General features: G+C 70.5%; 16 protein-coding genes, 3 rRNA genes and 1 pseudogene. 18 read left to right on the forward strand and 2 right to left on the reverse strand.

The genetic code is table 11. The annotated features are described in order from the left end of the window. Positions 1-11 precede the first annotated feature (11 nt). The 3 genes from OU787_RS17995 to OU787_RS18005 all read left to right on the forward strand — a co-directional run bounded on the left by OU787_RS17995 (position 12) and on the right by OU787_RS18005 (position 1,980). Positions 12-509: a universal stress protein gene (locus tag OU787_RS17995; RefSeq protein WP_268659983.1), complete on the forward strand. Its 498-nt coding sequence runs from the start codon at positions 12-14 to the stop codon at positions 507-509. A gap of 170 nt (positions 510-679) precedes the next feature. Then, positions 680-1,375 carry a DsbA family oxidoreductase gene (locus OU787_RS18000; RefSeq protein ID WP_268659984.1) on the forward strand — a complete coding sequence of 232 codons (696 nt, stop codon included), beginning with the start codon at positions 680-682 and terminating at the stop codon, positions 1,373-1,375. Between the two features lie 149 nt (positions 1,376-1,524). Beyond that, a complete protein-coding gene (locus OU787_RS18005; RefSeq protein ID WP_268659985.1) occupies positions 1,525-1,980 on the forward strand; it encodes a hypothetical protein in 456 nt (151 codons plus the stop codon). 33 nt (positions 1,981-2,013) lie between these two features. Here the strand turns inward: OU787_RS18005 and OU787_RS18010 are convergent, their stop codons facing one another. Together OU787_RS18010 and OU787_RS18015 are read right to left on the reverse strand one after the other, a co-directional pair. Then, a complete protein-coding gene (locus OU787_RS18010; protein ID WP_268659986.1) occupies positions 2,014-4,005 on the reverse strand; it encodes a sigma-70 family RNA polymerase sigma factor in 1,992 nt (663 codons plus the stop codon). Positions 4,006-4,337: 332 nt separating this feature from the next. Then, positions 4,338-5,156 (reverse strand): TetR/AcrR family transcriptional regulator, encoded by an 819-nt coding sequence (locus tag OU787_RS18015; protein ID WP_081967380.1) that lies wholly within the window; start codon positions 5,154-5,156, stop codon positions 4,338-4,340. Between the two features lie 487 nt (positions 5,157-5,643). Between OU787_RS18015 and OU787_RS18020 the strand changes: the two genes are divergently transcribed. From OU787_RS18020 to pstS, 15 genes and pseudogenes are all read left to right on the forward strand, one after another. After that, positions 5,644-6,321, forward strand: coding sequence for a hypothetical protein (locus tag OU787_RS18020; RefSeq protein WP_268659987.1), 678 nt, complete (start codon positions 5,644-5,646; stop codon positions 6,319-6,321). After that, positions 6,321-8,135 carry an alpha/beta hydrolase gene (locus OU787_RS18025; RefSeq protein WP_268659988.1) on the forward strand — a complete coding sequence of 605 codons (1,815 nt, stop codon included), beginning with the start codon at positions 6,321-6,323 and terminating at the stop codon, positions 8,133-8,135. The genes OU787_RS18020 and OU787_RS18025 overlap by 1 nt, the downstream gene beginning before the upstream one ends. Beyond that, positions 8,132-8,707, forward strand: a complete 576-nt coding sequence (locus OU787_RS18030; RefSeq protein WP_268659989.1) for a hypothetical protein — start codon at positions 8,132-8,134, stop codon at positions 8,705-8,707. Before OU787_RS18025 ends, OU787_RS18030 begins: the two co-directional genes overlap by 4 nt. Before the next feature lie 237 nt (positions 8,708-8,944). Next, positions 8,945-10,219, forward strand: a complete 1,275-nt coding sequence (locus OU787_RS18035) for an NAD(P)/FAD-dependent oxidoreductase (protein ID WP_232795255.1) — start codon at positions 8,945-8,947, stop codon at positions 10,217-10,219. 239 nt (positions 10,220-10,458) lie between these two features. Further along, positions 10,459-11,682 (forward strand): annotated as a pseudogene (locus OU787_RS18040) (PP2C family protein-serine/threonine phosphatase); the annotation flags it as partial. Positions 11,683-12,217: 535 nt separating this feature from the next. Then, a 16S ribosomal RNA gene (locus OU787_RS18045) occupies positions 12,218-13,734 on the forward strand. Positions 13,735-14,013: 279 nt separating this feature from the next. Continuing rightward, a 23S ribosomal RNA gene (locus tag OU787_RS18050) occupies positions 14,014-17,120 on the forward strand. Between the two features lie 74 nt (positions 17,121-17,194). Beyond that, a 5S ribosomal RNA gene (rrf, locus tag OU787_RS18055) occupies positions 17,195-17,311 on the forward strand. Together the 16S, 23S and 5S rRNA genes form the textbook arrangement of a ribosomal RNA operon. 115 nt (positions 17,312-17,426) lie before the next feature. Then, a complete protein-coding gene (locus OU787_RS18060) occupies positions 17,427-18,014 on the forward strand; it encodes a hypothetical protein (protein WP_268659990.1) in 588 nt (195 codons plus the stop codon). Between the two features lie 295 nt (positions 18,015-18,309). Further along, positions 18,310-19,230, forward strand: coding sequence for a mycothiol synthase (gene mshD / locus OU787_RS18070; protein WP_268659991.1), 921 nt, complete (start codon positions 18,310-18,312; stop codon positions 19,228-19,230). 285 nt (positions 19,231-19,515) lie between these two features. Further along, positions 19,516-22,002, forward strand: coding sequence for an RNA degradosome polyphosphate kinase (locus tag OU787_RS18075; protein WP_268659992.1), 2,487 nt, complete (start codon positions 19,516-19,518; stop codon positions 22,000-22,002). 89 nt (positions 22,003-22,091) lie between these two features. After that, complete coding sequence (locus OU787_RS18080; RefSeq protein WP_327059396.1) at positions 22,092-22,889, forward strand: CHAD domain-containing protein; 798 nt, start codon at positions 22,092-22,094, stop codon at positions 22,887-22,889. Next, positions 22,805-23,167 (forward strand): hypothetical protein, encoded by a 363-nt coding sequence (locus OU787_RS34575; protein ID WP_327059397.1) that lies wholly within the window; start codon positions 22,805-22,807, stop codon positions 23,165-23,167. Before OU787_RS18080 ends, OU787_RS34575 begins: the two co-directional genes overlap by 85 nt. 130 nt (positions 23,168-23,297) lie before the next feature. Further along, positions 23,298-23,711, forward strand: a complete 414-nt coding sequence (locus tag OU787_RS18085; protein ID WP_030458194.1) for an NUDIX hydrolase — start codon at positions 23,298-23,300, stop codon at positions 23,709-23,711. A gap of 256 nt (positions 23,712-23,967) precedes the next feature. Further along, entirely contained in the window at positions 23,968-25,104 is a 1,137-nt protein-coding gene (gene pstS, locus OU787_RS18090) for a phosphate ABC transporter substrate-binding protein PstS (protein WP_030458193.1), read from the forward strand. The last annotated feature ends 45 nt before the right edge of the window (positions 25,105-25,149 follow it).

Consider the following 25,149-nt stretch of genomic DNA (forward strand, 5'->3'; position numbering starts at 1 on the left):
GAGCGCGCGCCATGACCGCCACCCTCCCCGTGCAGTACGAGGCGCCGCCGCCCGGCGCCGCGGTCCTCACCGGCTGCGACGGCTCCGACGCCGCGCTCTGGGCGCTCGACCGCGCCATGACCGAGGCCGAGGCGCACCACCTCCCGCTGTACGTCCTGGCCGTGGTCAACCCCTCGCCGACCGGCTACCCGCCCGGCATGGCCGACCTGGTCCAGGAGAGCGTCGAGCGGCTGACCGAGAGCATGGCGGACGGCCTGTGCCGGGCCGTCGCCACCGTCCAGTCCGCCCGCACCCGCCCGTACGCCGGCCGGCTCGCCCTGCACGTCGTCCTCGGCAACGTCGTCGAGGTGCTGCTGCGGGCCGCCGAGGGGCGGCACACCCTGGTCGTCGGCACCCGCGGGAACGGCGGCTTCGGCCGGCTGCTGCTCGGCTCGGTCAGCACCGCCGCCGTGCACCACGCCACCTGCCCGGTGCTGGTCGTCCCCGCACCGCCCGCGGAGGGGGCCTGAAGCCGAGGAGCCTGAAGCCGAGGTCCGAGGTGGCTGAAGCCGAGGGGCCTGACCGGGGCCGACGGGGGCCTGACCGGAATGTCCGCGGATGGTTGAGCGTTCACCTTCCGTCGGACGGCCGCCCCCGGTCGCCCAGGACCACCGAACCGCCGGACAGGAGCCCGCCCGCCATGAAGGTCGAAATCTACTCGGACATCGCCTGCCCCTGGTGCTACGTCGGCAAGCGGCGCTTCGAGCAGGCGCTCGGGCAGTTCGAGGGCAAGGACGGCGTCGAGGTGGTCTACCGCCCCTACCAGCTCGTCCCCGACGCCCCCGAGCAGGCCCGCCCGCACCGCGAGTGGCTCGCCGAGCGCTACGGGCCGCAGTCCCTCGCCATGGACGCCCGGATCACCGAGGTCGGCAGGAGCGTCGGCATCGACTACGACTTCGACGCCGCGCTCGAGGTCAACACCCTGCGCGCGCACCGCCTGCTGTACCTCGCCGAGACCGAGTACGGCCCCGCCGTCCAGGCCGCCCTCAAGGAGCGCCTGCTCAAGGCCCACTTCTCCGAGGGCGTGAACGTCGGCGACCCCGACGCGCTGGCCGACCTCGCCGCCGAGACCGGCATCGACCGCGACCGCGCCGCCGCCTACCTGGCCGGCCGCGAGGGCGAGGACGAGACGCTCGCCGCCCTCGCCGAGGCCCGCGCGATCGGCGTCACCGCCGTCCCCACCTTCGTCTTCGAGGGCAAGTGGGCCGTCCAGGGCGGCCAGGAGGCCGAGACCTTCCTCCAGGTGCTCCGCCAGGTCGAGGCCGAGACCGCCCAGCGGATCACCCCGCTCGCCCCGGCCGCCGACACCTGCGAGGACGGCAGCTGCGCGATCTGACCGCGCGGGTCGTACCCGGCGCGATCTGACCGCGCGGGTCGTACCCGGGTATGACGGCGGGTCAGCTCCCCGGTGTGACGACCCGTACCGCCCCGGTCCGGGAAGGTACGGGTCGTCCACCGCAGGAGCAGTGCCGAAGGAGCCCGCAGATGGCCGTGACCGTGCCCGCCACCAGCCGCACCGCCACCACCCCCGCCCGCCGGGCCGCCGCCGCGGCCGCCCCCACCCTCCGCGCGGGCCTGGCCCTGCCGGCCGGCCTGGCCGCGCTGGTGCTGCAGCTGACCGGCCGCCGGGAGGCCGCGCAGCGCCTGCAGCCCGGTCCGACAGGCACCGGCCGCCGACTGGCCCGCCTGCTGCTCGGCCTCCCGCTGGACGGGTTCGCCCTGCTGCTGCTCGGCTACGCGGTCTTCAACTCGGTCCGCAACTTCGGCTATCCGCTCTGGTACCTGCACACCGACTACCACCAGGCCTGGGGCGGCCCCACCATGGCGGGCGTCTGGGCCGTCCACGCCGCCGGCTGGGCGCTCACCCTCCTCGTGCTGCTGCGCTGGCCGGCGCGCTGGATCGCCCGCGGCCAGCAGGCCCTCACCGCCCGGCTCGGCTGACCGCCCGGCCCGGCCGGCCGCCCGCCGCCCGGGTCAGCAGGTGATCCGGGCCTGCGCCCAGTCCGCCAGGTCGATCACCGGGACCGAGCCGCGGACCGGAGTGACCACCAGCCGGATCGACGACTGCCCGTCGAGCGGGACGTGCACGGGCACCGGGCGGTCGCCCGCGGACAGCTCGGGGGAGCTCCACAGCACCTCCCCGTCGGTGCCCTGCACCGAGAAGACCACCTCGCCGTACGTGACGCCGAAGTCGTCCAGCCCCGCGACCGCGTCGAAGGACCGGCAGGCCTGGTTCAGGTCGACGGTCACCCGGGACGGCACCCGGGCCGCCAGCACGTGCTGGTAGCGGGTGCCGTGCAGCCAGGCCGAGGACCGCTGCAGCACCTGGCCGCCGCCGCGGATGGTCGGCGTCGACCGGGCGTCCCGGTGGCCCCGGTTGAGCGGCACCTCGTCCAGCCAGAACTGGCGGGCCGCCGGAGGCGTCGGGGACGGCGTCGGAGTGGGCGTCGGCGTCGGCGCGGGGGTGGGCGTCGGGGACGGCGGCGGCACCTGGCGCGGCGTCGGCGTCGGCGTGGGAGTCGGCGCCGGCCTGGGCGCGGGGGTGGGCGTCGGCGTCGGCTTGGGGGACGGCGTCGGGGACGGGGTCGGGGTGGGCGTCGGCGTGGGGGTGGGTGTCGGGGACGGCGTCGGGCGCGGGGCCGGCGGCGGAGTCTCCGGTGCGGCGGTGACCGGCGGCGCGGCCACCGGCGGCGCGGGCTCCGGCGAACCGGTCAGCGCGAACGCGGCGACCGCCGCCGCGACGACGGCGATGCCGGCCGCGATACCGGCCTTCGCGGCGGTGCCGAGGCCCTCCCCGGCCGCCGCCCCGCCGCCGCCGGACGAACCGGCACCCCCGGCCGCCCCCGCGGTCGCACCCGCAGCGGCGCCCGCGGTCGCCGCACCACCGGCCACCGCCGCCCCGCCCACGGCCGCGCCGGTGACGGCGGCACCGCCGACCGCGGCGGCCGCCACCGCGAACCAGCCGCTGCCGACCCAGAGCAGCGCACCGCCGGGCAACACGGCCCGCAGCCCGTGGTTGATGTCGGCCAGCTCCAGGTACGCGGCGGTGCAACGGGTGCAGTCCTGGACGTGCTTGCCGACCTCCGCCGAGGCGCGCTTGCGCAGCGAGCCCCGGGCGTACGCGCCGAGCCGGTTGGCGTACCCGGCGCAGCCCGACTCCTGGCTGCCGGACACGTGCGCCTGGAGGAACGCGGCGGCCAGCCGGTCGCGGGCCCGGTGGGCCTGGACGGCGGTGGCGTTGGCGGTCTTGCCGAGCATCACCGCGACGGTCTTGGGGGACTCCCGCTCGACCTCGGTGTGCCAGAGCACCACCCGGTCGTCCTCGGGCAGTTCGGCGTACGCGCGCATCACCATGCGCTGGTCGGCCAGCGCCAGCGCCCAGGCGTCCGCGCCCGGGTCGGCGAGGTCGAACTCGACGGTGGCGGCGGAGGCCTCGGCGAAACCGGTGAAGTCGTCGACCAGTTGCTCGCGCCGGTCGGAGCGGGCCCAGGCGGCGGCCACGTTGCGCACCGCGGTCAGCAGGTAGGCCCGGACCGCGAACTCGGGGCCCTTGCCGGCCTTGAGCGCCTGCAGGGTGCGGGCGAACACCTCGCCCGCCAGATCCTCCGCGGTGAAGCTGTCCCGGCAGCAGGTCCGGGCGTAGCGGCGGACGGCGTCCGCGTGCCGGCGGTAGATCTCCTCGTACGCGGCGTCGTCCCCGGCCCGCACCCGGGCGGTCAACTCGGCGTCGGAGGGCGGGCGTTCACCGTCCACCGGGTCGGCGGGGGCGGGCACGACGGCGCGTGCCGGGAACTCCTCGCCGATGAACGCCTCGGGCGCGACCCCGCCCTGTCCGGCCGGTGCCTGGCCCGGCACCCGGCCGGTCAGCGACTCGTGGGCCGGGCTGCCGCCCTGGTCCGGGACCTGGCCGGGCGCCTCCAGGCCGGAGCCCAACTCGCCTGCGTCACCCTGCTCGTCTGGGTTCACCGGACACCGTCCCGCCGTGCGGCGCGCGGCGCGGGCCGCCCCTCGGATTCGACGGCGGTCACGGTGTGCAACGGGACAATGGCTCCAACCACGGGCAAAGAATGGCATAGCGCAGCGACCACCGGTAGCCGGGTCCGCCCCGGCCCACCCGTCCGGGCCGCCGCTCGCGGAAGTGTTCGGAGCTCGACCGCGCAAGCACCGCGCGTACCCGGAGCGTTCCGCGCGCCCCCCGGGCCCGGCGGCCGCCCGTCACCCGAACGGTGTTCCCCCCGGCCGCCCCCGCCGGACGGCCGCCCGCACGGTGCGTCAGAACCCCCGCCGACCAGCCGGGTTCAGGCCGCGCGCAGACCCTGCAACAGGATCTGCAGCAGCCGGTGGCCCGCCCCGCCCTCGGACTCGCCCTCCCGCACCGGGACGGCCGCCGAGGCGTGCACCGGCACCGCCGCCGTCAGCACCAGCACCACGTCGGCCACCGTCACCCCGGGCCGCAACTCGCCGGCCGCACCCGCCCGGGCCACCAGCGCCGCCAGCAACTGCAGCAGCAGCCGCGGATCGGCGCCCTGCTCGCCCTCGGCCACCGGCGAACCGCCGAACGCCCGCAGCTCGGTGCCGCGCTGCTCGGGCACCCGGCCGATCTCCTCGGCGTACCGGAACGCCTCCGGCGGCAGCAGCCGCCCCGCGCCCGAGGCCGCCGCCCGCTGCAGGAAGCCCGCCAGCGCGTCCCACGGGCCGGTCAGCCCGCCGTACAGCGACTCCCGGGCCTGCGCGGTCAGCCAGGACACCTCCTCGGCGGCGATCCGCTGGACCAGCACCTCCTTGCTCGGGAAGCGCCGGTACACGGTGCCCACGCCGACCCCGGCCCGCCGGGCGACCTCCTCCATCGGCGCCCCGTACCCGAGTTCGCCGAACACCTCGCGGGCGGCCCGCAGCACGCTCTCCAGGTTCCGCCGGGCGTCCACCCGCAACCGCGAGCCCGCCCCGCGTCCGGCCTCCCGCCCGGCCTCGCGCCCCGCCTCGCCCGGACGCTCACCGGACGGGAAGGCGTACTGCTCCCGCTCACCGGGCCCGCGCTGCTCCGGCACCACGTCCACCGCGGCCCGCCCGAACGACGCCACCGGCACCCGCCCCGCCACCTGATCCTGCTCCGACATGCCAAAACCTCCCCCGGGGCACCCCGTCCCGGGTACCCGAACGGCTACTGCGCCCCCTGGTGTGCGCTGCCGACACCGGCCGTGGCCCGACGTCCGCGCACTACCTTCCCCGGATGGCTCCCGTGCAGTCGCGTCGACGCCACCAGGTCCAGGACGAACGGACCGGCACCATCGGCGGTCCGAAGCACAATCCGACCATAGTTCAAGGAAGTTCGCCGCAGAAGTGGACCACTCCCCACCCCGAACCGCCCCGATCCGGTCGCCACGTGCGGACAAACCCCCGCACGCACCACCCGCCGCCCCACGTGAGACGGATCACAACCGAGCATCCGGCCCGCGCCCGCACCCTTTCACCCCGATACGCCTTCCTTTGCCATAACTTGACGAACAGTCAGCTCGAAGAATCCCGCCCCCGGAGCCCTCAACCCTTCATCCGAACGATCGAACGTGCACGTTCCTGCCTCCCCGGCGACCGTTCCTCGCTAGCGTGATCGACGAACTCGCACAACAACCACACATCGCCGAGCACATGGGGGGCATGATGCGGCAACCAACACCGGGGGGAACCGGGGGAAACGGGTTCACCGTTTCCCCTGACGAGCTGGAACAGTCCGGCCGAACCGCCCAGCAGACCGCAGAGACGATTCCCGGCGAAACGAGCGGCGTCCTCTCCGCCTCCGACCAAGCGGAGACCGGCCTGAACGGCTGGCGGACCGGCAGCGAACTCAGCGCCTGCACCGACGAGTGGAAGCGGGTGCTCGACGGACTTTCCCGGGAGATGAGCTCCCAGGGCGACAAACTGATCCAGACCGCGGCCAACTACCGCAAGGGCGAGGAGAACGCGCACCAGAGCCTGCTCCCCGCCGACCCGAACGTGCGCACCCTCCGCGGCCCGACCCTCACGAGCGTCGGCGCCCCCGGACGAGCGACGCCGGTCGGGGAACGACTGCTGCGCAGCGCCTTCGACGGTCCGCAGGTGACGACGCAGCCGCACCGGCTGACCTCGGAGGAGTCCGAGCGCTTCCGCAGCGCCTTCGACCCGCCCGCCCCGAACGGCGTCCCGGTCCCCGGTCGCGACCCCCGGCTCGATTTCAAGGTCCACCACGTCGAACAGACCGTCGATCCGGACTCGTTCGACCTCAACGCCCCGGTGCGAGGCCTCTGATGGACATCCAGACCCTCCAGAACGGCCGCTACGACGAGCTGTTCGCGGCCGCGGACGCGTACGAGCGGATCGGCGCCGCCTTCGCCGACCACTCCAGCACCTGGGACAACGGGGTCCACGGCCGGGTCCGCAGCTCTGGCTGGACGGGCGACGCCGCCGACAAGGCGGACACCTCGCTGCAGGCCACCGGCGTCAAGGTGAAGGCGGCCTCCGGTGAACTGCGCAGCATCGCCCCGGTCCTGCGGGAGGGTGCCGAGGCCTTCCTGCTCGCCCAGAACAAGCTCGCCGTCCTCCTGCAGGACGCCAAGGCCGACGGCTACCAGGTCGGCGCGGACGGCTCGGTCTCCTGGCAGTCGGCCACGCCGTCCGCACCCGGCCAGGGCACCACCATCGACGAGATGGTCCTGCAGCAGGCCCGCGAGATGCAGGCCACCGCCTACGGCACACGGATCGAGCAGGTCCTGAAGGAGGCCGAGCACGCCGACCAGGTCACCTCCGACCGCCTGCGCGCGCTCACGGACGACGCCCGCACCGGCAAGGGCCTCACCAGGACAGCGGCCGGCACCGAGGTGATGCGCCGCTTCCACCGCGAGGACCTGGTCGACTCCGCCATACCGAAGCAGGGCAGCTCCCCGGACCAGGTCAACGCCTGGTGGAAGGGCCTCCCGCTGGAGGAGCAGCAGCGCCTGCTCCAGACCCACTCGCAGGAGATCGGCAACCTCGACGGCATCCCGTCCCCGGTCCGCGACCAGGCCAACCGGGCCAACCTCGACCGCACCATCACCCGACTGGAGAACCAGGGTCAACTCAGCTCTGCGGAGCAGGAGCAGTTGGCCGGCTTCAGGAAGATCAAGGAACGGCTGGCCATGGAGGACGGCCTGCACGGGGACCATCCGGACCAGGCCCCGCAGCCCTACCTGCTGGCGATCGACACGGTCGGCCAGGGCCGGGCCGCGATCTCCTTCGGCAACCCGGACACCGCCACCGACGTGGTCTCCTACGTGCCAGGTCTAGGTACCAAGATCAGCGGCGCCGGCGGTGGTGACGCGGACCGGGCCAAGGACCTGTGGACCGCCTCGAAGGCCGCCGACCCGAGCAAGGACGTCGCCTCGATCACCTGGATCGGCTACGACGCCCCGCAGCTGAAGGGCGCCACCCCGGACAGCCTCGCCGTCGCGGGCACCGAGCGGGCCGAGAAGGGCGGCGAGTCGTACCAGACCTTCGTCCAGGGGCTACGGGCCACCCACGAGGGCGAGCCCGCGCACATGACCGCCCTGGGGCACTCGTACGGCTCGTTCACCGTCGGCCAGGCCGCCCAGCGCCCCGGCGGCCTTCCCGTGGACGACATCATTCTGGTGGGCAGCCCCGGCACCGGGGCCCAACATGCCGGCCAACTCGGCATCGACCCCAAGCACGTCTGGGTGGGGGCCTCAGAGAACGACCCGGTCACCCGCCTCCCGAGCGGGGCCGAGGGCGCCGGGGTGGGGTTCGGCGGGATCGGCGGAGCAGTGGTTGGTGCCCCGCTCGGACCGCTCGGAATGGCGACCGGCGGGCTCTTCGGAGGAGCCGCCGGCTATGTCGGCGGACACTTCGTGGACGAGCACGAACTGTGGTTCGGCCAGGACCCGGCGAGCAAGGACTTCGGCGGCAACCGCTTCGCGGTCGCGGACGGGCCGTTGGGCTTCGAGTCCCACTCCGACTACTGGAACTTCAAGGACGGCAGGGAGAAGAAGGAGCCCAGCGATTCCCTGGGCAACATGGCCCGGATCGTTACCGGCCACGGCGGCGACACGACCAAGGAGACCCCCCGATGAAGCCCCGGACTTCGCTCGCAGCCCTCGCCGCCGCCCTGCTGGCGGTGACGTTCGCCGCCGGCTGCTCGGGCTCCGAGGATCTCGGTCCGCTCGGTGACCCGACTGCGGCCCAGCACCGGATCGACGCCCTGATCGACGAAACGGCCAAGGCGATCACCCCGGCGGTGACGCTCACGCCGTACATCGGGTTCATCTACGACGAGGAGCGGAACGTCTTCGGCAACGAGACGGGCTACGCCGAGGTGGAGCGGCAGAGCTATTTGGAGGAGCGGTTCGCCGAGGGGAAGAGGGCCGTCCTGTTCGACCAGGTGGAGAAGTACTGGAAGAACCAGGGATGCACGATCAACGCCAAGAAACCGGATGACCAGCAGAAGTACATCTCGGCGACCTGCCCGGACAAGGCGCACGTCATGGTGGATGCCTACAGCGACGGCGTGGTGGGCATCAAGTCCTGGGTGGAGAAGACGAAGTTCCGGAGCGGCGGCAACCCGTTCCCGAACACCCAGACCCCCCTGCCGACCGCCAGCCGCCACCCCGCGGGCCAGCAGGACCACCCCTACTGGTCGCACTGACGACCGCTCACCGCGCCGCCCCGCCGATCGGGGCGGCGCGGTGCGTTCCGGGACCCCTTTCCCGGCCGGATTCGGACCGATCCGGCCCTGACTGTGGACAAGACACCTCCGCCGGGTGCGTCATAGGGGGAACGTGAAACGGGTCACAGCACCAGGGCCGGCCGGAGGTGCCCCATTCGAGTCCTGATCATCGGCGGCGGCTGCGCCGGACTGAGCTCCGCGCTGCGTCTCCAGCAGTTGCTGCGCGACCGGCTGAAGGACCGTCGGATCGAGCTGACGATCGTCGAACCGCAGCCCTACCTGACGTTCCAGCCGCTGCTGGCCGAGGTCGCCGCCGGCACCATCGACCCGCGCCACGTGGTGGTCCCGCTGCGCACCGCGCTCCCCGGCTGCCGGGTGCTGACGGCCCGCGTCACCAGGATCGACCACGCGACCCGCACCGCCTGGGTGGACGCCGCCCCGCGCGGCGAACTCCGGCTGCCCACCGAAGTCCCGTACGACGTCCTGGTGATGGCCCCCGGCTCGGTCTCCCGCACCGCCCCCGTCCCCGGCCTCGCCGAGCACGGCATGGGCTTCGCCACCGTCGGCGAGGCGGTGGCCCTGCGCAACCACGTGCTGGAGCAGCTCGACCTGGCCTCCTCCACCCGCGACCCCGAACTGCGCCACGCCGCACTGACGTTCGTCTTCGTCGGCGCCGGCTACGCGGGCGTCGGCGCGCTCGCCGAGCTGGAGGACATGGCCCGCACCGCCACCAAGGGCTACCACAACATCGACCCCGACGACCTGCGCTGGGTCCTGGTCGAGGCCAAGGACCGCATCCTCGGCGAGGAGACCCCCGAACTCGCCGTCCACACCCTCGCCGAACTGCGCGAACGCAACATCGACGTCCGGCTCTCCACCACCCTGGAATCCGCCACCGACCAGCTCATGCTGCTCTCCGACGGCAGCCGCTTCGCCGCCCGCACCCTGGTCTGGACGGCCGGCATCCGCCCCGCCCCGGTGCTCTCCCTCACCGACCTCCCGCTCGACGCCACCGGCCGGATCACCTGCCTGCCCACCCTGCGGATCGCCACCCCCGACGGCCTCCCGCTGCCCGACGCCTGGGCCGCCGGCGACTGCGCCGCCGTCCCCGACCACACCGGCGAACCGTGCGCCCCCAACGCCCAACACGCCCTCGCCCAAGCCAAGTTGCTCGCCGAGAACCTGGCCGCCGAACTGGACGGCCGCCCGCTCACCGCCTACCGCTCCGACCACCCCGCCTGCTCCACCTCGCTCGGCCTGCACCGCGCCGTCGCCCACACCCGCCGCGGCACCCGGCTCACCGGCCGCCGCGCCTGGTGGCTGCATCGCGCCCGCCAGCTGCGCCGCCTGCCGACCCGGGAGCGCCGGATCCGGGTGCTGATGGACTGGCTGTTCGGCGGTCTCTTCCAGCGCGAGGTGGTCGCCCTGGGCACCATCGAGCACCCCCGGGCCGAATTCGAGTCCGGTTTCACCACCGGCCCCGGCACCTGACGCCTCCCTCTCCCCCTCTCACCCGCCCCTTCACCCGTCGCACAGAAGTGCACCCCGGCGCGTACCTCCCGAAACGCGCCGTACCGGGGGCGCGACTTCCGGAATCGCGCCGGAGCCTGACAGGATCGACCCCGACGGACCATTACGGCGAGTGCGGCTGTGCGCACGAATTGTGATCATCACACTGCAGTCGCCCGACGGGCACCACCCCCCATCAGTCCCCGAGGAAGCGGCCAACGTTGAACCTCATGCGCTGGAGCGCCCGGCTCACCGGAGCCGCCTGGCGGGTCACCCCCGCCACCGCGGACGAACCCGTCACCGTGCCCGCACCGCGCGACCCGGCCACCTCCTGCCCCGACCCCCGCGACACCGAACAGCCCTACGACCTCCGCGACGTCCTGCGCCGCCTGCCCGCCCCCGTCGCCCTCACCCACGGCCCCCGGCACCAACTCGGCTACGCCAACCGGGCCTACCGCGACCTGTTCGGCCCCCGCACCCCCGGCCGCCCCGCCGCCGAGTCCCTCCCCGAACTCGCCACCCTCGGCGTCCTCCCGCTGCTCGACCAGGTCCTGCGCAGCGGACGGCCCCGCAGCGTGAAGTCCCGCTGCATCCTCGGCCTCGGCGGCAACCGCTACTACAACATCGCCTGCGTCCCGCTCGGCCCCGACGAACACGCCACCCCCACCGGCGTCCTCATCTTCGCCACCGAGGTCACCGACCAGGCCCAGTCCGCCGGCCGCCTCCGCGAAGCCGAACGCCGCCAACGCGAAGCCGCCGTCACCCTCCAGCACAGCCTCCTCCCGCAGAAACTCGAACAGCCCGACACCCTCCACGTCGCCGCCACCTACCAACCCGGCGGAGCCGACGCCGCGGTCGGCGGCGACTGGTACGACGTCATCGGCCTCGGCGGCGGCCGCACCGCCCTGGTCATCGGCGACGTCATGGGCCGCGGCCTGCGCGCCGCCGCCGTCATGGGCCAGCTCCGCACCGCCGTCCGCGCCTACGCCCGCCTCGACCTCCCCCCGCACGAGGTGATGACCCTCCTCGACGGCCTCGCCATGGAGATCGACGCCAACCAGATCGCCACCTGCACCTACGCCGTCTGGGACCCGACCACCACCACCCTCCTCTACGCCTCCGCCGGCCACCTCCCCCTCCTCCTCCGCGGCCCCGACGGCACCGTCCTGCGCGGAGAGGAACAGAACGGCCCACCCCTCGGCACCGGCGGTGCCGGCCACCTCTCCCACACCCTCCGCCTCCTCCCCGGCACCACCGGCGTCCTCTACACCGACGGCCTGGTCGAACGCCGAGACCAGGACATCGACCAGGGCATCGACCACCTCGCCCACACCCTCACCGGCCCCGTCGGCACCCCCGACACCGTCTGCTCCCGCCTCCTGCGCGCCCTGGGCGTCACCGCCGAGCACGACGACGACGTCGCGGTCCTGGTCTTCCAGGTGCCACTTGATCCCGAGCTTCCGGGTGTGTAGAGTTCTTCGAGTTGCCTGACAGGGAGCACCGAGCACGTATCTGCGTGGACGGTCCCGGGGCGGCCAATCCCTTGAGAAACCAGTTCGATGATCCGTGACGGGTCGCGTCTCTTTCGCGTCCCCGTTCGTATTTTCGGCGTGCGCTTTTCCGGAGATTGCGGCCGATTCGCTTTCAGGAGCGGGGATCGGCTAGAGTTTGAAACGTCGGACGGGGCGTCAAGCCGCAGAAGACGAAAGCGAGTCGGGAAAGAGCACAAGCTCGGATCTGATAAGCTGGAAACACGAAAGAACGAAGCGCCCGGAGGGTCCGCAGGAATGCGGTCCGAAGGAAGTGTCCGTTCCTTGAGAACTCAACAGCGTGCCAAAAGTCAACGCCAGATATGTTGACATCCCCGGCCTCGACGTCTTGTCGGGGTTGGAGATTCCTTTTGAAGTAAAACACTAGCGAGGACGCAGTGCGCGGGGCCGCCTTATTCCGGTGGTTGCCGTGCCGCTCCCCGTGGAGACATTCACGGAGAGTTTGATCCTGGCTCAGGACGAACGCTGGCGGCGTGCTTAACACATGCAAGTCGAACGGTGAAGCCCTTCGGGGTGGATCAGTGGCGAACGGGTGAGTAACACGTGGGGAATCTGCCCTGAACTCTGGGACAAGCCTTGGAAACGAGGTCTAATACCGGATACGACCGCAGGATGCATGTTCTGCGGTGGAAAGCTCCGGCGGTTCAGGATGATCCCGCGGCCTATCAGCTTGTTGGTGGGGTAACGGCCCACCAAGGCGACGACGGGTAGCCGGCCTGAGAGGGCGACCGGCCACACTGGGACTGAGACACGGCCCAGACTCCTACGGGAGGCAGCAGTGGGGAATATTGCACAATGGGCGAAAGCCTGATGCAGCGACGCCGCGTGAGGGATGACGGCCTTCGGGTTGTAAACCTCTTTCAGCAGGGAAGAAGCGCAAGTGACGGTACCTGCAGAAGAAGCACCGGCTAACTACGTGCCAGCAGCCGCGGTAATACGTAGGGTGCGAGCGTTGTCCGGAATTATTGGGCGTAAAGAGCTCGTAGGCGGCCTGTCGCGTCGGATGTGAAAGCCCGGGGCTCAACCCCGGGTCTGCATTCGATACGGGCAGGCTGGAGTGTGGTAGGGGAGATCGGAATTCCTGGTGTAGCGGTGAAATGCGCAGATATCAGGAGGAACACCGGTGGCGAAGGCGGATCTCTGGGCCATTACTGACGCTGAGGAGCGAAAGCGTGGGGAGCGAACAGGATTAGATACCCTGGTAGTCCACGCCGTAAACGTTGGGAACTAGGTGTTGGCGACATTCCACGTCGTCGGTGCCGCAGCTAACGCATTAAGTTCCCCGCCTGGGGAGTACGGCCGCAAGGCTAAAACTCAAAGGAATTGACGGGGGCCCGCACAAGCAGCGGAGCATGTGGCTTAATTCGACGCAACGCGAAGAACCTTACCAAGGCTTGACATACACCGGAAACGTCCAGAGATGGGCGCCCCCTTGTGGTCGGTGTACAGGTGGTGCATGGTTGTCGTCAGCTCGTGTCGTGAGATGTTGGGTTAAGTCCCGCAACGAGCGCAACCCTTGTTCTGTGTTGCCAGCGAGTAATGTCGGGGACTCACAGGAGACTGCCGGGGTCAACTCGGAGGAAGGTGGGGACGACGTCAAATCATCATGCCCCTTATGTCTTGGGCTGCACACGTGCTACAATGGCCGGTACAAAGGGCTGCGATGCCGCGAGGCGGAGCGAATCCCAAAAAGCCGGTCTCAGTTCGGATTGGGGTCTGCAACTCGACCCCATGAAGTTGGAGTTGCTAGTAATCGCAGATCAGCATGCTGCGGTGAATACGTTCCCGGGCCTTGTACACACCGCCCGTCACGTCACGAAAGTCGGTAACACCCGAAGCCGGTGGCCTAACCCGTCAGGGGAGGAGCCGTCGAAGGTGGGACCAGCGATTGGGACGAAGTCGTAACAAGGTAGCCGTACCGGAAGGTGCGGCTGGATCACCTCCTTTCTAAGGAGCACACGGCAGCTTCGGGCGAACGTCCCGGAGTGCTAGCTCATGGGTGGAACGTTGACTATTCGGCACGGTTCGGCGCAAGCCGCCAGTACTGCCCTTCGGGGCGTGGAACGCGACTGCTTGCAAGGGACCGGGTCGGGCACGTTGTTGGGTCCTGAGGGAACGGGAGTTGCCTCATGGATGCCGGCCTCATGCCGGGCGCCCTGTTGTGGGGTGTCGGGTTTGGGTGTCTGGTCGTTGTTTGAGAACTGCACAGTGGACGCGAGCATCTGTGGCCAAGTTTTTAAGGGCGCACGGTGGATGCCTTGGCACCAGGAACCGATGAAGGACGTGGGAGGCCGCGATAGGCCCCGGGGAGCTGTCAACCGAGCTTTGATCCGGGGGTGTCCGAATGGGGAAACCCGGCAGTCGTCATGGGCTGTCACCCGCTGCTGAACACATAGGCAGTGTGGAGGGAACGCGGGGAAGTGAAACATCTCAGTACCCGCAGGAAGAGAAAACAACCGTGATTCCGGGAGTAGTGGCGAGCGAAACCGGATGAGGCCAAACCGTTGTGGTGTGAGACCCGGCAGGGGTTGCCACGACGGGGTTGTGGGAGTGAGCTTGATCGGTCTGCCGGCCGGTCGGCGAGTCAGAAACCGTTGGTGTAGTCGAAGGACATGCGAAAGGTCCGGCGTAGAGGGTAAGACCCCCGTAGACGAAACATCAGCGGCTTGCTTGCTCATTTCCCAAGTAGCACGGGGCCCGAGAAATCCCGTGTGAATCTGGCGGGACCACCCGCTAAGCCTAAATATTCCCTGGTGACCGATAGCGGATAGTACCGTGAGGGAATGGTGAAAAGTACCGCGGGAGCGGAGTGAAATAGTACCTGAAACCGTGTGCCTACAAGCCGTGGGGGCAGCCTTCGGGCTGTGACTGCGTGCCTTTTGAAGAATGAGCCTGCGAGTTTGCGGTGTGTAGCGAGGTTAACCCGTGTGGGGTAGCCGTAGCGAAAGCGAGTCCGAATAGGGCGTCCAGAGTTGCATGCCCAAGACCCGAAGCGGAGTGATCTAGCCATGGGCAGGTTGAAGCGCGGGTAAGACCGTGTGGAGGACCGAACCCACCAGGGTTGAAAACCTGGGGGATGACCTGTGGTTAGGGGTGAAAGGCCAATCAAACTCCGTGATAGCTGGTTCTCCCCGAAATGCATTTAGGTGCAGCGTCGCGTGTTTCTTGCCGGAGGTAGAGCACTGGATAGGCGATGGGCCTTACCGGGTTACTGACCTTAGCCAAACTCCGAATGCCGGTAAGTGAGAGCGCGGCAGTGAGACTGTGGGGGATAAGCTCCATGGTCGAGAGGGAAACAGCCCAGAACACCGACTAAGGTCCCTAAGCGTGTGCTAAGTGGGAAAGGATGTGGAGTCGCAGAGACAACCAGGAGGTTGGCTTAGAAGCAGCCACCCTTGAAAGAGTGCGTAATAGCTCACTGGTCAAGTGATTCCGCGCCGACAATGTAGCGGGGCTCAAGCACACCACCGAAGTCGTGTCATTGCAGCAATACTCCCAACGGAGGCTGTGATGGGTAGGGGAGCGTCGTGTGCCGGGTGAAGCAGCCGAGGAATCGAGTTGTGGACGGTTCACGAGTGAGAATGCAGGCATGAGTAGCGATACAAGAGTGGGAAACTCTTGCGCCGATTGACCAAGGGTTCCTGGGTCAAGCTGATCTGCCCAGGGTAAGTCGGGACCTAAGGCGAGGCCGACAGGCGTAGTCGATGGACAACGGGTTGATATTCCCGTACCCGCTTTGAAGCGCCAACGTCGAACCAGGTGATGCTAAGGCCGTGAAGCCGGCCCGGAGTCTTCGGACAATGGGACGTGGTGGAGCCGCCGGTCCAAGCCTGTAGTAGGTGAGCGATGGGGTGACGCAGGAAGGTAGTCCAGCCCGGGCGGTGGTAGTCCCGGGGTAAGGGTGTAGGCCGAACGGTAGGCAAATCCGCCGTTCATTAAGGCTGAGACCTGATGCCGAGCCGATTGTGGTGAAGTGGATGATCCTATGCTGTCGAGAAAAGCCTCTAGCGAGTTTCATGGCGGCCCGTACCCCAAACCGACTCAGGTGGTCAGGTAGAGAATACCGAGGCGTTCGGGTGAACTGTGGTTAAGGAACTCGGCAAAATGCCCCCGTAACTTCGGGAGAAGGGGGGCCATTGCTGGTGACGGGACTTGCTCCCTGAGCTGGTGGTGGCCGCAGAGACCAGCGAGAAGCGACTGTTTACTAAAAACACAGGTCCGTGCGAAGCCGTAAGGCGATGTATACGGACTGACGCCTGCCCGGTGCTGGAACGTTAAGGGGACCGGTTAGTCCGATTTCGGTCGGGCGAAGCTGAGAACTTAAGCGCCAGTAAACGGCGGTGGTAACTATAACCATCCTAAGGTAGCGAAATTCCTTGTCGGGTAAGTTCCGACCTGCACGAATGGCGTAACGACTTCTCGACTGTCTCAACCACAGGCCCGGTGAAATTGCATTACGAGTAAAGATGCTCGTTTCGCGCAGCAGGACGGAAAGACCCCGGGACCTTTACTATAGCTTGATATTGGTGTTCGGTTCGGCTTGTGTAGGATAGGTGGGAGACTGTGAAGCGGCAACGCCAGTTGTCGTGGAGTCGTCGTTGAAATACCACTCTGGTCGTGCTGGATGTCTAACCTGGGTCCGTGATCCGGATCAGGGACAGTGTCTGGTGGGTAGTTTAACTGGGGCGGTTGCCTCCTAAAGGGTAACGGAGGCGCCCAAAGGTTCCCTCAGCCTGGTTGGCAATCAGGTGTTGAGTGTAAGTGCACAAGGGAGCTTGACTGTGAGACTGACGGGTCGAGCAGGTACGAAAGTAGGGACTAGTGATCCGGCGGTGGCTTGTGGAAGCGCCGTCGCTCAACGGATAAAAGGTACCCCGGGGATAACAGGCTGATCTTCCCCAAGAGTCCATATCGACGGGATGGTTTGGCACCTCGATGTCGGCTCGTCGCATCCTGGGGCTGGAGTAGGTCCCAAGGGTTGGGCTGTTCGCCCATTAAAGCGGTACGCGAGCTGGGTTTAGAACGTCGTGAGACAGTTCGGTCCCTATCCGCTGTGCGCGTAGGAGTGTTGAGAAGGGCTGTCCCTAGTACGAGAGGACCGGGACGGACGAACCTCTGGTGTGCCAGTTGTCCTGCCAAGGGCATGGCTGGTTGGCTACGTTCGGGAGGGATAACCGCTGAAAGCATCTAAGCGGGAAGCCTGCTTCGAGATGAGCACTCCCACCTCCTCGAGAGGGTAAGGCTCCCAGTAGACGACTGGGTTGATAGGCCGGATATGGAAGCCCTGTGAGGGGTGGAGTTGACCGGTACTAATAGGCCGAGGGCTTGTCCTCAGTTGCTCGCGTCCACTGTGTTGTTCTGAAACAACGAACCCCGCACACGCGGGCGGTACACAGTTTCATAGTGTTTCGGTGGTCATAGCGTGAGGGAAACGCCCGGTTACATTCCGAACCCGGAAGCTAAGCCTCACAGCGCCGATGGTACTGCAGGGGGGACCCTGTGGGAGAGTAGGACGCCGCCGAACAATCATTCAAGAAAGGGCTCCAGCCGTCAGGCTGGGGCCCTTTCTGCATTTCCGGGCCCGCCGGACGGAAAGAGGAAGAGCGGTGGGATTCACCGGGGCGTGGATGGTCGTTGCGGTGCCCGATGACGAGTTGGGGCGGCTGCCGGGGCTGGACGGGTTGTTCGTGCCGCCGGCCGAGGTCGAGGGCGAGCGGGCCTGGTGGGAGGCGGTTCACGAGCGGAATCGCGCGGGCAGGGTTGTCCACAGGCTGTGGGAGGACGAGGACGCCGATCGGCTCGGGCAGCTGATCGGCAGGTGGTACGAAGGGGCCGACGCGGCGGAGGGGTTCCGCGGAGCGGTGACGGGGTGGCTGGACGAGCGGGAGCCTGAGCGGTTCTTCGCCGCAGTGATGCGCAAGGCGTTCCCGTTCGGGGCGTTGGCGTACGGGGTGGGTCCGGAGGCGGTGCTCGGGCTGCCGGGGTGGTTCGGGGAGTTCGTGCTGAGCGCGGACCAGGTGTGGGACCGGCTGCCGGAGTTCGAGGCGGCCCTGGGGTGGTCGGGGGAGGAGCGGGAGCGGATCCTCGACCGGGTGCGGGCCTGGCTGGTGGGGCTCGGGGACGAGCCGGGCTACCCGGCCGAGGAACTGCTCGACGGTCCGCTGCGAGTGGTGCGGTGGGCCGCAGCCCGGGGGTGGGGCGTGGTGGGGGTGGCCCCGGTCTACTGACCTTGGGACGACGGGAGTTGAGACGACGCCAGGCGTCGGAGTGGTCCAGAACGTAGGCGAGGGCGACGGTGGTGTGTTGCTGCGGTGCGATGCTGCAGGGGATGTCGCAGCGCGCCCGGGACGGGGCGGACGCGGCGGAGCTGGCCGCGACGGCCGAACTGGCGTTGGCGGCCTGGCCGGTGCCCTGACCCAGCACCGAGGCCCGAGGCCCCGACAGCCCGACGCCCCGACGGTGCGAGGCCCCGGCCTCCCGGCGCTCTGCTGGAAGCGGGGCGGAGAACGTAGGCTCGCCGGTATGCGGACTTCTGAGAACACGTCAGGCGCGGGTCGGATCGAGCGGGTCGAGGTGCTGACGGAGGAGCGGGCCGGGGCGGTGCGGGAGCTGCTGGCGGCGGCGGCCCGGGCGGACGGGCGGGAGGCGGTGTCGGAGGCCGGGCGGTTGCGGATCCGGCCGGACAGCCCGCGCGAGGGCGTGCGGCACCTGGTGCAGTCGGTGGGCGGTGCGGTGGTCGGTTACGCGCAGTTGGAGGGCGAGCGGCCCGGGACGGTGGAGCTGACGGTGGCTCCGGCGGAGCGCGGCCGGGGCCTGGGCGGCGAGCTGGTGGACGCGGTGCTGGCCGAGGGCGCGGGCGGGCTGGACTTCTGGGCGCACGGCGGCCTCCCGGCGGCCCGGCACCTGGCGGAGGCGCACGGCGCGGTGCTGGTGCGCGAACTGCGGCAGATGCGGCGCACCGCGGCGGCTCCGGACGCGGTGCCGCTGCCGGCGGGCGTCGAGTTGCGGACGTTCGAGCCGGGCCGGGACGAGGCGGCCTGGCTGGCGTTGAACGCGCTGGCCTTCGCCCACCACCCGGAGCAGGGCTCGTGGACGGAGCAGGACCTGGCGGAGCGGATCGCCGAGCCGTGGTTCGACCCGAAGGGCTTCTTCCTGGCGGAGCGGGACGGCCGGCTGGTGGGCTTCCACTGGACCAAGACCCAGCCGGACGGGCTGGGCGAGGTGTACGTGGTGGGGGTGGATCCGGCGGAGCAGGGTAATGGCCTGGGGAGGGCGTTGACGGCGGTGGGTCTGCGGCACCTGCTGCTGGATCGCGGCCTGTCGACGGTGATGCTGTACGTGGACGCGGACAACGCGGCCGCCGTCCGGGTGTACGAGCGACTCGAGTTCACCGTCCACGAGGTGGACCTGATGTACCGGTGGGAGCCGTCCGGGGCCCGCTGAGCTGCGCGGACGCGGGCGGAAGGGAGCGTCCGCTCGCAGCCACGGGGGTGACGGACTCAGCTTTCCTCCTGGCCATGCGGTGTTTACCGTGGATTCAATTGGCGCCGCGAAGATCACAGAATGTCGTCCGTATTGCCGCGTCCGCGTCACCGCTCCACACCCCGCCCGTCCGGCCGGATTCCGGCTTCCCCGGGCGGGTGGACGTGGGTCGACGAGGACGAGCAGCTTGCGGAGTCATGCCCTTCGTCCCGTCCGGGCCGCGTCCTGCAGGAGGAGCTGGAACCGATGAGCATCCCCCGCCCCGTCTCCGACTCGGCCGATCCGGCCGAGCGCAGCAGTGAGCAGAAGCCGGCCGCGCGGTCGGGTGTGAGGTCCAGGTCCGCGGCTTCCGGCAAGGACGCCGCCGGCACGGTGGCCAAGGACGCCAAGGACGCCAAGCCGCGTGCGGTGTCGGCGCGCTCCAAGACCCGGTCCGCCGGCGCCAAGGCGGCGTCCGACACGGAGGAGCCCGAGGCGGCGCCCAGGCCCGCGGCCCGGACGGAGCAGAAGGCCGGGCCGAGGGCTGGGCAGCAGGCCGGGCAGCAGGCGGACGCCAAGGCCGAGCCGGTGCGGGCGGCGACGGCGTTGCCCGCGGCGGTGTCGGCGGCCTTCCCGGCGGGTGCCGCGGGTTCGCCCGACGGGCGGGGCGCGGAGGAGGCGGAGTTGCCGCAGGGCCGGTTCCTGGACCGCGAGCGCAGCTGGCTGGCGTTCAACGAACGGGTGCTGGAGCTCGCGGAGGACCCGAACATCCCGCTGCTGGAGCGGGCCAAGTTCCTGGCGATCTTCGCGTCCAACCTGGACGAGTTCTTCATGGTGCGGGTGGCCGGCCTGAAGCGCCGGATCGCCACCGGGGTGGCGCAGCGTTCGGCGTCCGGTCTGCAGCCGCGCGAGGTGCTGGACCTGATCTGGCGGCGTTCGCGCGAGTTGATGGCGCGTCACGCGGCGACCTTCCAGCAGGAGGTGCTGCCGGACCTGGCGGCCGAGGGCATCGAGCTGGTGCGCTGGCCGGACCTGGCGGAGACCGAGCAGGCCCGGCTGCACACGCTGTTCCGGCAGCAGATCTTCCCGGTGCTGACGCCGCTGGCGGTCGACCCGGCGCACCCGTTCCCGTACATATCGGGGCTGTCGCTGAACCTGGCGGTGGTGGTGCGCAACCCGGTGTCGGGGCACAAGCACTTCGCCCGGGTGAAGGTGCCGCAGTCGCTGTCGCGGTTCCTGGAGGCGTCGCCGCAGCGGTACGTGCCACTGGAGGACGTGATGGGGGCGCACCTGGAGGAGCTGTTCCCGGGGATGGAGGTGCTCGCCCACCACGCGTTCCGGGTCACCCGCAACGAGGACCTGGAGGTGGAGGAGGACGACACCGAGAACATCCTGAAGGCGCTGGAGAAGGAGCTGATGCGGCGCCGGTTCGGCCCGCCGGTGCGGCTGGAGGTCGAGGAGTCGATCGACCCGTACATCCTGGACCTGCTGGTGCGGGAGCTGAACATCACCGAGGCGGAGGTCTTCCCGCTGCCCGGGCCGCTGGACCTGACCGGGCTGTTCGGGATCGCCGACCTGGACCGGCCGGAGCTGCGCTACCCGAAGTTCGTGGCGGGCACGGCGCGCGGGCTGACCGACGTGGAGTCGGCGACGCTGCCGGACATCTTCGGCGCGATGCGCGAGCGCGACGTGCTGCTGCACCACCCGTACGACTCGTTCTCGACCTCGGTGCAGGCGTTCCTGGAGCAGGCCGCCGCCGACCCGCACGTGCTGGCGATCAAGCAGACGCTGTACCGCACCTCCGGTGACTCGCCGATCGTGGACGCGCTGATCGACGCGGCGGAGTCCGGCAAGCAGGTGCTGGTGCTGGTGGAGATCAAGGCCCGGTTCGACGAGCAGGCGAACATCAAGTGGGCCCGGAAGCTGGAGGAGTCCGGCTGCCACGTGGTGTACGGCCTGGTCGGGTTGAAGACGCACTGCAAGCTGTCGCTGGTGGTCCGGCAGGAGGGCGACACGCTGCGCCGGTACTCGCACGTCGGGACCGGCAACTACCACCCGAAGACGGCCCGGCTGTACGAGGACCTGGGCCTGCTGACCGCCGACCCGCAGGTCGGCGCGGACCTGTCGGACCTGTTCAACCGGCTGTCGGGGTACTCGCGGCGCGAGTCGTACCGGCGGCTGCTGACCGCGCCGCGCGGGCTGCGCGACGGGCTGGTGGCGCGGATCAACGGGGAGATCGCGCACCACCGGGCCGGGCGGCCGGCCTTCGTCAAGGTCAAGGTCAACTCGATCGTCGACGAGGTGGTGATCGACGCGCTGTACCGGGCCTCGCAGGCCGGCGTGCCGGTGGACGTGTGGGTGCGCGGCATCTGCGCGATCCGGCCGGGCGTGCCGGGGCTGAGCGAGAACGTCCGGGTGCGGTCGATACTCGGGCGGTTCCTGGAGCACTCGCGGGTGTTCGTGTTCGGCAACGGCGGCGACCCGGAGGTGTGGATCGGCAGCGCCGACATGATGCACCGCAACCTGGACCGCCGGATCGAGGCGCTGGTGCGGGTCACCGACCCGGCGCACCGGGCCGAGCTGAACGGGCTGCTGGACCTCGGTGTCTCGGACGAGACCGACTCCTGGCACCTGGGCGCCGACGGCACCTGGACCAGGCACGCCCAGGACGCCGAGGGCCGGCCGCTGCGCCACGTCCAGGACCTGCTGATCGACTCGCGCCGCCGCAACCGCGGCTCCGCCGCCGCGCGCTGAGCGGCACCCCGCCCGCGCCGGGAGCCCCGGCGCGGGCGGACTGCACCCCTGGGGCAGGCCCAGGGAGGGAATCGGGGAGAGCCACAGCCATGACCGATGCGCCGACGACGGCCCCGGTGGCGCGCGCCGCGACCGCCGGGGAGGTCCTTGCCGGCTACCTGACCGCCCAGGCGGGCGCGTTCCTGCGCGCCCTGCCGCAGGCGGTCGGCGAGGCGGGGTCCAGACCGGGGGCACTCCCGGCGTCGGCGCAGGCGGCGGACGACCTGCTGCGCGCGGTGCGCCGGATCGGCGGGGCGCTGCACACCTTCGCGGCGGCGTTCGAGGCCGAGTGGGCGCAGGAGTCGCGCACCGAGCTGCGCTGGCTGCTCAACCTGCTCGCCCAGGAGCCGGGCTACCAGCGGCGGGCGGTGCGGCTGCTGGGCGCGCTGGACTCGCTGGCCGACACCTCCCCGGACGGGGCGGGCATGCTGGCCGGGCACGCGGGCGCGCCGAAGGCCCGGGCGCTGCTGGAGCGGCAGTTGACGCTGGCCCGGACCCGGGCGCACACCGCGGTGCTGCAGGAGCTGCGCTCGGCCCGGCTGCATGCGCTGGCCGACCGGATGACGCTGCTGGCCGGGGACGTGCCGCTGGTGGCGCCGGCGGCCGCGGAGCCGGTGGCGGCGCTGCTGCCGCAGACCGGGGCGGCGCTGGCGGCGCTGCTGGGCGCGGGCGAGCGGCTGCCGTGGCAGCGGGCGGCGCAGGCGTACGGCGGGGCGGGGCTGCACCGGCTGGGCCCCCGGCCCGGGAGGCGGAGCCGGGCGGGGTGCCGGCGGCGCGCACCCCGGCGGACGCGGACGCGGCGCTGGCGGCGGACGACGAGCCGTGGCTGCGGGCCCGGATCCTGGTGAAGCGGGCCCGGTACGCGCTGGAGGTGTGCGGGGTGCCGGGCGACGGGCTGGCCGAGCTGGACGGGGTGCTGGCGCGCCACCAGGAGGCGTCGGACGCGGCGGCGACGGTGGCGACGGCGGCGCGCACGCCGCGGATCACCCCGGCGACGGCGTACGTGCTGGGCGTGGTGCACGCCGATCAGCGGCTGGAGGTGGAGTCGGCCCGGTACGCTTTCGGGCGCCAGTGGCCGGGGGTGGCGCCCGGGCTGGTCGGTCCGGTGGCGGCGCTGTCGGACTGAGACCCTCGTTCCCCGCCCGGATGGACCGCGTGCCGCAGATGCCCGATCGCTCCTCGGCGCCCGACCGTGCCCCGGCGCGGTCGGGCGGCTCCGCACCGACCGCCGGCCGGCGGCGGGCCCCCGTTCGACGGTGCTGGCGGCGGGGGCGGTGCTCTGGGTGCCGGGGCCGCCGAAGAAGGGCGGCAAGGGGCGGAAGAAGCCGCGGATCGCGCTGGTGCACCGGCCCAAGTACGACGACTGGAGCCTGCCGAAGGGGAAGCTGGACCCGGGGGAGGGCTGGCGGGCGGCGGCGCTGCGCGAGGTGCGGGAGGAGACCGGGATGCGCTGCGTGCTGGGGCCGGAGCTGCCGGTGCAGCACTACCTGGCGCACGGCCGGCCGAAGGAGGTCCGGTACTGGTCGGCGGTGCCGACGGGTGGCGCGTTCCGGCCCAACCGGGAGGTGGACCGGCTGGAGTGGCTGCCGCCGAAGCGGGCCAAGGAGCGGCTGACGCACCCGCGCGACCGGGTGCTGGTGGACGCGCTGCTGGAGCTGCTGCTCGGCTGACCGGGGGGCCGGGACGGGCCCGGGTGGTTCGCACAGGTCGTACGGGTGATCTGCCCGCGCCCGCACCGTGACGCAACCGTTACTACCGGCCGCAGTTTCCTGACGTCCCTTCGAGGTTCACTCCCCGTTCATTTGCGACCGGCTGACGCGTCACCTGTCCTGCCTAACTTCTGGGTTACCGGAGGGCCGAAAGGGCCCCGGACCACAGCAAAACCGGTCGTTCCGAGACCGGCATTGCCTCAGAAAGGGACACCCAGTGAACCTGCGGAACGGCCGCTCCAAGGCCCTCGCCATCGGTGCCGTCGCGCTCGTCTCCACGCTGTCGCTCTCGGCTTGCGGCACGGACGACAACACCGGCAAGTCCTCCTCGGGCGCCTCGACCGCGGGCGGAGCGACCGCCGCCAAGATCGCGTGCGCCGACAAGGGCGGCCAGCTGCTGGGCGCGGGTTCGACCGCGCAGTCTCCGGCCATCGACGTCTGGAAGGCCGCCTACAGCGCCGCCTGCTCCAGCGCGACCCTGACCTACTCCGGTGGCGGTTCCGGCGCCGGTGTCACCCAGTTCAACCAGGGCAAGATCGCCTTCGCGGGTTCCGACTCGGCCCTGAAGCCCGCCGAGGTCGACGCCTCCAAGGCCGTCTGCACCGGTGGCCAGGCGATCGACCTCCCGATGGTCGCCGGCCTGGTCTCGATCGTCTTCAACATCGACGGCGTCGACAAGCTCGTCGTGGACGGCCCGACCCTGGCGAAGATCTTCGACTCGCAGATCACCAAGTGGAACGACCCGGCGATCGCCGCGCTGAACCCGGGCGTCACCCTGCCGGACGCCGCGATCCAGGCGATCCACCGCTCGGAGGACTCCGGCACCACCGCCAACCTGACCGGCTACCTGGCCAAGGCCGGCGGCGGCAACTGGAAGTACCCGGCCGCCAAGGCGTGGGCGGGCCAGGGCGGCCAGTCCGCGAACGGCTCCGCCGGTGTCGCGGCCCTGGTCAAGCAGACCAAGAACTCGATCTCCTACGTCGAGCTCTCCTACGCCCAGACCAACAAGCTGAACAGCGCCGCGATCAACACCGGCGCCTCCAAGCCGGTCGAGGCCACCGCCGCCAACGCCGCCGCCACCCTGGCCTCCGCCAAGGTCGTCGGCACCGGTGCCGACCTGGCGCTGGACATCGACTACGCGACCAAGGCCGAGGGCAACTACCCGATCACCCTGGTCACCTACGAGATCGTCTGCGACAAGGGCAACAAGGCCGACAGCCTGCCGGTCCTGAAGTCCTTCCTGAACTACACCGTCAGCGACGCCGGCCAGCAGGCCATCGGCGCCGTCGGCTACGTGCCGCTGCCGGCCGAGCTCGCCACCAAGGTCAAGTCCCACATCGACGCCCTGGCCTGATCCGGGGCCGGACGACGACCGGCCGGGCGGCCCCCGAAGGAGGGG

Source organism: Kitasatospora sp. YST-16 (assembly GCF_026802215.1).
Taxonomy (GTDB): Bacteria; Actinomycetota; Actinomycetes; order Streptomycetales; family Streptomycetaceae; genus Kitasatospora; species Kitasatospora cineracea.